4 protein-coding genes and 2 pseudogenes are annotated in these 10,556 nt (G+C 66.0%); 3 read left to right on the forward strand and 3 right to left on the reverse strand.

All coding sequences use genetic code 11. The features are described from left to right. Positions 1-14 precede the first annotated feature (14 nt). Positions 15-2,360 (forward strand): glycoside hydrolase family 127 protein, encoded by a 2,346-nt coding sequence (locus tag E4L98_RS24280; protein ID WP_135204109.1) that lies wholly within the window; start codon positions 15-17, stop codon positions 2,358-2,360. On the opposite strand, the gene E4L98_RS24275 is transcribed toward E4L98_RS24280, so the two are convergent. Next, the gene (locus tag E4L98_RS24275; RefSeq protein ID WP_229257547.1) at positions 2,347-4,323 is read right to left on the reverse strand and encodes an AsmA family protein; all 1,977 of its coding nucleotides are present in this window, start codon (positions 4,321-4,323) and stop codon (positions 2,347-2,349) included. The two genes, E4L98_RS24280 and E4L98_RS24275, sit on opposite strands and share 14 nt — an antisense overlap. Before the next feature lie 96 nt (positions 4,324-4,419). Next, a pseudogene (locus E4L98_RS31410) lies at positions 4,420-5,301 on the reverse strand (Lhr family helicase); the annotation flags it as partial. On the opposite strand from E4L98_RS31410, the pseudogene E4L98_RS24265 reads away from it, so the two are divergent. Both E4L98_RS24265 and E4L98_RS24260 read left to right on the forward strand, forming a co-directional pair. Then, positions 5,271-6,137, forward strand: a pseudogene (locus E4L98_RS24265) (Lhr family helicase); the annotation flags it as partial. The pseudogenes E4L98_RS31410 and E4L98_RS24265 overlap by 31 nt on opposite strands. A gap of 96 nt (positions 6,138-6,233) precedes the next feature. After that, complete coding sequence (locus E4L98_RS24260; RefSeq protein WP_229257547.1) at positions 6,234-8,210, forward strand: AsmA family protein; 1,977 nt, start codon at positions 6,234-6,236, stop codon at positions 8,208-8,210. On the opposite strand, the gene E4L98_RS24255 is transcribed toward E4L98_RS24260, so the two are convergent. Beyond that, positions 8,197-10,542 carry a glycoside hydrolase family 127 protein gene (locus E4L98_RS24255; protein WP_135204109.1) on the reverse strand — a complete coding sequence of 782 codons (2,346 nt, stop codon included), beginning with the start codon at positions 10,540-10,542 and terminating at the stop codon, positions 8,197-8,199. The two genes, E4L98_RS24260 and E4L98_RS24255, sit on opposite strands and share 14 nt — an antisense overlap. Positions 10,543-10,556: the final 14 nt, after the last annotated feature.

Consider the following 10,556-nt stretch of genomic DNA (forward strand, 5'->3'; position numbering starts at 1 on the left):
CGGCGTCGGCCGCAGTGCCTGCGCTGTTGCCGGCGATACCGACGGCGCGCGCCGCTGGCGCTGCCGATACCGCCGCGTCGCCTGCCGACATCCCTGCCAGTGCGCGCGCCGTCCCGCTGTCGTCCGTGCGCCTGCTGCCGTCGGTCTATGCCGACGCCGTGCAGGCGAATCAGGCATATCTGCTGCGCCTGAGCGCGGACCGCTTCCTGCACAACTACCACCGCTTCGCCGGTTTGCCGACAAAGGGTGCGATCTACGGCGGCTGGGAGTCGGACACCATCGCCGGCGAAGGGCTGGGCCACTATCTTTCCGCATTGTCGCTGATGTATGCGCAAACCGGCACGCCGGCGCTGAAGCCGCGCATCCACTACATCGTCGCCGAGTTGGCACGCGTGCAGCAGGCGCAGGGCGATGGTTACGTGGCCGGCTTCATGCGCAAGCGTAAGGACGGCACGGTGGTCGACGGCAAACAGATCTTCCCCGAGATCATGCGCGGCGAGATACGCTCCGCCGGCTTCGATCTGAATGGATGCTGGGTGCCGCTGTATAACTGGCACAAGGTGTTCGCCGGCCTGTTCGACGCGCAGACCTATGCCGGCAACGACCGGGCCTTGCAGGTGGCCGTCGGCCTGGGCGGCTATATCGACAAGGTGTTCGCCGCGCTGAACGACGAGCAGGTGCAGCAGGTGCTGGCCTGCGAACATGGCGGCATCAACGAAAGCTTCGCCGAACTGTATGCGCGCACGCGGGACCCGCGCTGGCTGGCGCTGGCGCAGCGCCTGTATCACAACAAGGTGCTGGTGCCGTTGACGCAGGGCCGCGACGAACTGGCCAATCTGCACTCCAACACCCAGATTCCGAAGCTGATTGGCCTGGCGCGTCTGCACGAGCTGACCGGGCGCCACAGCGATGCCGAGGCGGTCAACTTCTTCTGGCAGCGCGTGACGCGGCATCACAGCTACGTCATCGGCGGCAACGGCGACCGCGAATACTTCTCGGCGCCGGACAGCATCGCCGCCCACATCACCGAGCAGACCTGCGAAGCCTGCTGCAGCTACAACATGCTGAAGATGACGCGCCACCTGTACAGCTGGGCGCCCGATGCGGCCTACTTCGATTATTACGAGCGCACGCACCTCAATCACATCCTGGCGCACCAGAATCCGCGCACCGGCATGTTCACTTACATGACGCCGTTGATGTCCGGCGTGGCGCGCGAGTTCTCCAGCGAGGACAATGATTTCTGGTGTTGCGTGCTGTCCGGGATGGAGAGCCATGCCAAGCATGGCGATTCCATTTATTGGGAAAATGGCGACACGCTGTTTGTGAATCTCTACATTCCTTCAACGGTGGAGTGGAAGGCCGCCGCCGCCAAACTGGAACTGAACACCGGCTATCCGTTCGAGGGCGACATCGATCTGAAAGTGCGCCACCTGGCGGGGCGGCGCCCGTTCACGCTCGCGCTGCGCATTCCGGCGTGGGCGGGCAAGTACACCTTGCTGGTCAACGGCAAACCGCACGCGGGCTCCACCAGCAAAGGCTACGCAATCATACGCCGCCGCTGGCGCGCCGGCGATACGGTGCGCCTTTCGCTGCCGCTGGAACTGCGCCTGGAGGCCGCCGCCGGCAACGACCACGTGGTGGCGCTGCTGCGCGGGCCGATGGTGCTGGCGGCCGATCTGGGCGCGGCCAGCCAGCCATTCAGCGGACTGGCGCCGGCGCTGGTGGGGGCGGACATCCTCGGCGCATTCAGCGAACAGGACAAGGGCAGGGCGGTGTATCGCAGCGTCGGCACCGGCCGCCCCGGCGACATGAAGTTCGCGCCATTCTTTTCGCAGTATGAGCGCAGGGCGGCGGTGTATTTCAACGCTTACACGGAAGCCGAGTGGGCGCAATCGGAGGTTGCCTTCCGCAAGGAGGAAGCGCGCCTCAAGGATCTGGCGGCGCGCTCGGTGGATGTGATGCACCTTGGCGAGATGCAGCCGGAGCGCGATCACGATCTGCAATCCGATATCTCCTATCCGGTGACCTACCGTGGCCGCACCGGCCGCGACGCCCGCACCGGCGGCTATTTCAGCTTCCGCTTGAAATGCACAGACGGGCCGCTGACGCTGCAGGCCAGTTATTGGGGCGAAGAGCGCAACCGCGATTTTTACATTCTCGTCGATGGCGAGCGCATCGCGCGGGTCAAGCTGGACGCCAACCATGCGGGCGCGTTCTTCGACGAGGAATATGCGGTGCCGGAGCGTCTCACGCGCGGCAAGACCGGTGTGGTGGTGCGATTCGAGCCGGAGCCGGGACACACGGCGGGGCCGGTGTTCGGCGTCCGGCTGTTCACGCAGAAGCTTATTTCTTCTTGATCGGCTGGGTCTTGGCGACCGTGCGGGTTTTGTTGGCCTCGGCCAGTACGGCGCGGCAGTCCACCGGTTCCACCTTGCCCGGATTGATCAGCGGGACCACGGCGGCCAGCGGATTGACCACGGTCGCCAGCGCCACCGCCGCGCCGCCCTTGAGCAGCAGCGGGCCTTTCTGCGGGCCGACGTCCGGATGGGTGAAGGTGCCTTTGGCGTACAGCGGCGTGCGCAGCGAGATGATGCGCAGTCCCTTGGTCTGGGGACGCACGTCGAGGTTCATGCTTTCCTTGGCCAGGTCGACATTGCCGCTGACGTTGATCACCGCTTCCTGCGTATCGACCACGAAGCGGCGCGCGGTCGCGTTGCCATGTTCGACCACGAAGTCGCCGGCCAGGCAGTTGAGCTGGATCTGCTTGTCGCCGAACAGTTTGACGAACACCAGGTTGGCGACGTTCAGCCCGGCCGCCTCGAGAATGAATTTGCTGACCGAACCCTCGCTGACGGTGGCGCCCAGTTCGCCGCTGGAGCTGGCCAGCATGGCCGACACCGAGTTGCCCTTGCCGGCCAGCGCAGCGTCGCCGCTGACCTCACCCACGCTGGCCTGCATCGATTCCAGTTTGGGGAACAGCTGGTTGATCTTCAGATGGCGCGCGGCGGCACGGATCTCGGCGTCGATGACTTTCTGCCGCCCGTTCAGCGTGATGTTGGAGGTGATGTCGCCGCCCGCCATGCCGAAGTTCAGCGGCGTCAGGGTCAGCACCTTGTTGTTCATGCGGATGCGCGTCTGGATGTCCTGCAACGGAATATCATGCGTGCGCACCAGTTTTTTGCCGTTGAATTTGACGTCGGCATCGAGCGCATCCCACTTGGCCGTGTTGAACTGCTCGACCGGCAGGGCCTTGTCTTGCGGCTGATTTTGCGGCTTGCCGCGATTGGCCTTGCTCTCGTTGCTCTCGGCGCCGATGGTCGGCCCCAGGTCTTCCAGCCGCAACTGGCGCGAGGTCAGGGTGCCGGTCAACAGCGGGCGCGGTTTGCGCGGGCTGTAGGCCAGCGTACCTTCCAGATCGCTGCCGCCGACCGTGCCGGTGAAGTCCTTGTAGGTCCAGTCCCAGACGGCACCGGTCTTTTTGCCGATCAGGCGGCCCTTGGTGTCGTACGGCGGGGTTTCCGGCAGCAGCACGCCGGTCAGCGGGTACAGGTCGGCCATGCTCGCGCCGCCGAGCGCGAGGCGGATATCGAGACCGGCGGGCGAGCGTGGATCGGTGATCTGGCCTTCGACCGCGATCTTGTTTTTGCCCAGCATGGCGTTGGCCTGCACCGGGAAATTGCTGTGGGCATCGCGCAGCGACAGCACCTTGCCGACCTTGCCGCCGCCGGTGACGGGGGCGTTGCGGTAGCTGCCGCCGAGTTCAAAGCGCACGCCGTATTTCTGCGCATCGGCGCCTTCGTTGATGCCGCTGGCCTTGGCGCGCAGATCGAGTTTGATGGCTTCGTCGAGATAGCGCAGGTCGCCGTCGCCGAGGGTCAGGCGGCCGATGTCGACTTCCCATTCGGACGGCCCGTTGTCCTTGAAGGTCCAGGTGTTGGTGCCGTCCGCCTTGCGCTGGGCGGCGATGTTGATCTTGTCGACGGCGAGGTCGGCGATGTCCACTTCCTTGTGCAGCAGCGGCAGCGGGTGGATCGCCACCACGATGTTGCCGACACTGGCCAGGCGCGGACCGGCCGTGGCCCAGTCGGGATTGACGATGTAGACATCGTTGGCGCTGATGCGCGGGCGCGGCACCCAGCGTCGCCAGCCGGATTCGGTGGCGTCGCCTTGTTCCCAGTGCACGCGCAGGTCGCCGTTGATGGCGAATTCACGGCCTATGGTTTCCGATACCCGGTGGTTGATCCAGGGACGGGCGCGGTTCCAGTCGAAGGTCAGGATGAAGATGACGACGGCGACCAGGATCAGCAGCAGGGTGGCCAACAGGCCTAGCGTAATTTTGAGTGGGCGCGATATGTTCATGAGTAACCATGCTACGCCGCGCGCGCCACGGTTTATGTGCGGTATGCCACAGTAAGGTCAAATCGGCGGCCGGCCGACCAGCCACGCGTGCAGCGCTTCGCGGTCTTCTGCGTCGAGGCCGTAATGGAATTTGCCGGCGATCTGGGTGGCCACCGGGGCGCCGTCGCGGAACAGAATGCGGTTGCCGGCCAGCGCCGGGACTTTCTCGCCCGGCAGAAGCGTGCCGCAGAGGTTGAGCGGATCGATGCCGGAAATGCAGACGTAGCTGCCGTCGTGGGCGCGGCGGCGGGTTTCCCTCAGCAGCGGGATGGCCTCCGGCAGCGCGAACTGTTCGCCGGAGAGGCCGGCGACGAAGCGGCCGCCACGGATTTCACCGCGCGCTTCCAGGCGGTGATAGACCGGCAGCAGTTCGCGCCAGCTCGGCAGCCAGCCGGCTTCGCGCTCCAGTAGCCGCCAGAACATCACGCCATAGCGACGCAGCAGGGTCATGGCGATGTGTTCCAGCGTCTCCGGATCGGTGCGCGGCTTGCGGGACGGCGCGGCGGGCTGTGCGCGCGTCGCGATCGGCGCAAGCTGCTCCGCGTTCGCCTCGGCGCCGGCCGGCATGCCGGCGCCGGTTTCAATGGCGCGCACGTTGACGGTGAGGTTGTCGCCGCGGCGGACGATGGCCCAGCGGCCGGCTTCCTCCATGGTCGGACCGGCGCCGCGGCGGCGCCGCTTGTCGCTGCTGGCGCGCTTGTTGGCCGGCACCAGCATGGCGCGCAGGCCGGCGTAGCTGTCGGCGTTGACCAGGCCGGTGGCCACCAGTTCGCCCAAGGTGTTCTCCAGCTCCACCGGCAGCAGGCGCGCCTGGTGCGACAGCTCGTCGAAGAACATCGCCCCTTCGCGGCGCAGCACGTCCAGCACACGCGCCGCGCGCGGCGCGTGTGCTGGACGTGCTGCGCCGCGAAGGGGCGATGTTCTTCGACGAGCTGTCGCACCAGGCGCGCCTGCTGCCGGTGGAGCTGGAGAACACCTTGGGCGAACTGGTGGCCACCGGCCTGGTCAACGCCGACAGCTACGCCGGCCTGCGCGCCATGCTGGTGCCGGCCAACAAGCGCGCCAGCAGCGACAAGCGGCGCCGCCGCGGCGCCGGTCCGACCATGGAGGAAGCCGGCCGCTGGGCCATCGTCCGCCGCGGCGACAACCTCACCGTCAACGTGCGCGCCATTGAAACCGGCGCCGGCATGCCGGCCGGCGCCGAGGCGAACGCGGAGCAGCTTGCGCCGATCGCGACGCGCGCACAGCCCGCCGCGCCGTCCCGCAAGCCGCGCACCGATCCGGAGACGCTGGAACACATCGCCATGACCCTGCTGCGTCGCTATGGCGTGATGTTCTGGCGGCTACTGGAGCGCGAAGCCGGCTGGCTGCCGAGCTGGCGCGAACTGCTGCCGGTCTATCACCGCCTGGAAGCGCGCGGTGAAATCCGTGGCGGCCGCTTCGTCGCCGGCCTCTCCGGCGAACAGTTCGCGCTGCCGGAGGCCATCCCGCTGCTGAGGGAAACCCGCCGCCGCGCCCACGACGGCAGCTACGTCTGCATTTCCGGCATCGATCCGCTCAACCTCTGCGGCACGCTTCTGCCGGGCGAGAAAGTCCCGGCGCTGGCCGGCAACCGCATTCTGTTCCGCGACGGCGCCCCGGTGGCCACCCAGATCGCCGGCAAATTCCATTACGGCCTCGACGCAGAAGACCGCGAAGCGCTGCACGCGTGGCTGGTCGGCCGGCCGCCGATTTGACCTTACTGTGGCATACCGCACATAAACCGTGGCGCGCGCGGCGTAGCATGGTTACTCATGAACATATCGCGCCCACTCAAAATTACGCTAGGCCTGTTGGCCACCCTGCTGCTGATCCTGGTCGCCGTCGTCATCTTCATCCTGACCTTCGACTGGAACCGCGCCCGTCCCTGGATCAACCACCGGGTATCGGAAACCATAGGCCGTGAATTCGCCATCAACGGCGACCTGCGCGTGCACTGGGAACAAGGCGACGCCACCGAATCCGGCTGGCGACGCTGGGTGCCGCGCCCGCGCATCAGCGCCAACGATGTCTACATCGTCAATCCCGACTGGGCCACGGCCGGTCCGCGCCTGGCCAGTGTCGGCAACATCGTGGTGGCGATCCACCCGCTGCCGCTGCTGCACAAGGAAGTGGACATCGCCGACCTCGCCGTCGACAAGATCAACATCGCCGCCCAGCGCAAGGCGGACGGCACCAACACCTGGACCTTCAAGGACAACGGGCCGTCCGAATGGGAAGTCGACATCGGCCGCCTGACCCTCGGCGACGGCGACCTGCGCTATCTCGACGAAGCCATCAAACTCGATCTGCGCGCCAAGGCCAGCGGCATCAACGAAGGCGCCGATGCGCAGAAATACGGCGTGCGCTTTGAACTCGGCGGCAGCTACCGCAACGCCCCCGTCACCGGCGGCGGCAAGGTCGGCAAGGTGCTGTCGCTGCGCGATGCCCACAGCAATTTCCCGGTGCAGGCCAACGCCATGCTGGGCAAAAACAAGATCGCGGTCGAAGGCCAGATCACCGATCCACGCTCGCCCGCCGGTCTCGATATCCGCCTCGCGCTCGGCGGCGCGAGCATGGCCGACCTGTACCCGCTGACCGGCGTGCTGCTGCCGGAAACCCCGCCGTACGACACCAAGGGCCGCCTGATCGGCAAAAAGACCGGTGCCGTCTGGGACTGGACCTACAAGGACTTCACCGGCACGGTCGGCGGCAGCGATCTGGAAGGTACGCTGGCCTACAGCCCGCGCAAACCGCGCCCGCTGTTGACCGGCACCCTGACCTCGCGCCAGTTGCGGCTGGAAGACCTGGGGCCGACCATCGGCGCCGAGAGCAACGAGAGCAAGGCCAATCGCGGCAAGCCGCAAAATCAGCCGCAAGACAAGGCCCTGCCGGTCGAGCAGTTCAACACGGCCAAGTGGGATGCGCTCGATGCCGACGTCAAATTCAACGGCAAAAAACTGGTGCGCACGCATGATATTCCGTTGCAGGACATCCAGACGCGCATCCGCATGAACAACAAGGTGCTGACCCTGACGCCGCTGAACTTCGGCATGGCGGGCGGCGACATCACCTCCAACATCACGCTGAACGGGCGGCAGAAAGTCATCGACGCCGAGATCCGTGCCGCCGCGCGCCATCTGAAGATCAACCAGCTGTTCCCCAAACTGGAATCGATGCAGGCCAGCGTGGGTGAGGTCAGCGGCGACGCTGCGCTGGCCGGCAAGGGCAACTCGGTGTCGGCCATGCTGGCCAGCTCCAGCGGCGAACTGGGCGCCACCGTCAGCGAGGGTTCGGTCAGCAAATTCATTCTCGAGGCGGCCGGGCTGAACGTCGCCAACCTGGTGTTCGTCAAACTGTTCGGCGACAAGCAGATCCAGCTCAACTGCCTGGCCGGCGACTTCGTGGTCGAACATGGCAACGCGACCGCGCGCCGCTTCGTGGTCGATACGCAGGAAGCGGTGATCAACGTCAGCGGCAATGTCGACCTGGCCAAGGAAAGCATGAACCTCGACGTGCGTCCCCAGACCAAGGGACTGCGCATCATCTCGCTGCGCACGCCGCTGTACGCCAAAGGCACCTTCACCCATCCGGACGTCGGCCCGCAGAAAGGCCCGCTGCTGCTCAAGGGCGGCGCGGCGGTGGCGCTGGCGACCGTGGTCAATCCGCTGGCCGCCGTGGTCCCGCTGATCAATCCGGGCAAGGTGGAACCGGTGGACTGCCGCGCCGTACTGGCCGAGGCCAACAAAACCCGCACGGTCGCCAAGACCCAGCCGATCAAGAAGAAATAAGCTTCTGCGTGAACAGCCGGACGCCGAACACCGGCCCCGCCGTGTGTCCCGGCTCCGGCTCGAATCGCACCACCACACCGGTCTTGCCGCGCGTGAGACGCTCCGGCACCGCATATTCCTCGTCGAAGAACGCGCCCGCATGGTTGGCGTCCAGCTTGACCCGCGCGATGCGCTCGCCATCGACGAGAATGTAAAAATCGCGGTTGCGCTCTTCGCCCCAATAACTGGCCTGCAGCGTCAGCGGCCCGTCTGTGCATTTCAAGCGGAAGCTGAAATAGCCGCCGGTGCGGGCGTCGCGGCCGGTGCGGCCACGGTAGGTCACCGGATAGGAGATATCGGATTGCAGATCGTGATCGCGCTCCGGCTGCATCTCGCCAAGGTGCATCACATCCACCGAGCGCGCCGCCAGATCCTTGAGGCGCGCTTCCTCCTTGCGGAAGGCAACCTCCGATTGCGCCCACTCGGCTTCCGTGTAAGCGTTGAAATACACCGCCGCCCTGCGCTCATACTGCGAAAAGAATGGCGCGAACTTCATGTCGCCGGGGCGGCCGGTGCCGACGCTGCGATACACCGCCCTGCCCTTGTCCTGTTCGCTGAATGCGCCGAGGATGTCCGCCCCCACCAGCGCCGGCGCCAGTCCGCTGAATGGCTGGCTGGCCGCGCCCAGATCGGCCGCCAGCACCATCGGCCCGCGCAGCAGCGCCACCACGTGGTCGTTGCCGGCGGCGGCCTCCAGGCGCAGTTCCAGCGGCAGCGAAAGGCGCACCGTATCGCCGGCGCGCCAGCGGCGGCGTATGATTGCGTAGCCTTTGCTGGTGGAGCCCGCGTGCGGTTTGCCGTTGACCAGCAAGGTGTACTTGCCCGCCCACGCCGGAATGCGCAGCGCGAGCGTGAACGGGCGCCGCCCCGCCAGGTGGCGCACTTTCAGATCGATGTCGCCCTCGAACGGATAGCCGGTGTTCAGTTCCAGTTTGGCGGCGGCGGCCTTCCACTCCACCGTTGAAGGAATGTAGAGATTCACAAACAGCGTGTCGCCATTTTCCCAATAAATGGAATCGCCATGCTTGGCATGGCTCTCCATCCCGGACAGCACGCAACACCAGAAATCATTGTCCTCGCTGGAGAACTCGCGCGCCACGCCGGACATCAACGGCGTCATGTAAGTGAACATGCCGGTGCGCGGATTCTGGTGCGCCAGGATGTGATTGAGGTGCGTGCGCTCGTAATAATCGAAGTAGGCCGCATCGGGCGCCCAGCTGTACAGGTGGCGCGTCATCTTCAGCATGTTGTAGCTGCAGCAGGCTTCGCAGGTCTGCTCGGTGATGTGGGCGGCGATGCTGTCCGGCGCCGAGAAGTATTCGCGGTCGCCGTTGCCGCCGATGACGTAGCTGTGATGCCGCGTCACGCGCTGCCAGAAGAAGTTGACCGCCTCGGCATCGCTGTGGCGCCCGGTCAGCTCGTGCAGACGCGCCAGGCCAATCAGCTTCGGAATCTGGGTGTTGGAGTGCAGATTGGCCAGTTCGTCGCGGCCCTGCGTCAACGGCACCAGCACCTTGTTGTGATACAGGCGCTGCGCCAGCGCCAGCCAGCGCGGGTCCCGCGTGCGCGCATACAGTTCGGCGAAGCTTTCGTTGATGCCGCCATGTTCGCAGGCCAGCACCTGCTGCACCTGCTCGTCGTTCAGCGCGGCGAACACCTTGTCGATATAGCCGCCCAGGCCGACGGCCACCTGCAAGGCCCGGTCGTTGCCGGCATAGGTCTGCGCGTCGAACAGGCCGGCGAACACCTTGTGCCAGTTATACAGCGGCACCCAGCATCCATTCAGATCGAAGCCGGCGGAGCGTATCTCGCCGCGCATGATCTCGGGGAAGATCTGTTTGCCGTCGACCACCGTGCCGTCCTTACGCTTGCGCATGAAGCCGGCCACGTAACCATCGCCCTGCGCCTGCTGCACGCGTGCCAACTCGGCGACGATGTAGTGGATGCGCGGCTTCAGCGCCGGCGTGCCGGTTTGCGCATACATCAGCGACAATGCGGAAAGATAGTGGCCCAGCCCTTCGCCGGCGATGGTGTCCGACTCCCAGCCGCCGTAGATCGCACCCTTTGTCGGCAAACCGGCGAAGCGGTGGTAGTTGTGCAGGAAGCGGTCCGCGCTCAGGCGCAGCAGATATGCCTGATTCGCCTGCACGGCGTCGGCATAGACCGACGGCAGCAGGCGCACGGACGACAGCGGGACGGCGCGCGCACTGGCAGGGATGTCGGCAGGCGACGCGGCGGTATCGGCAGCGCCAGCGGCGCGCGCCGTCGGTATCGCCGGCAACAGCGCAGGCACTGCGGCCGACGCCG

Origin of the sequence: Duganella callida, assembly GCF_004614165.1 — a bacterium.
Taxonomy (GTDB): Bacteria; Pseudomonadota; Gammaproteobacteria; order Burkholderiales; family Burkholderiaceae_D; genus Rugamonas; species Rugamonas callida.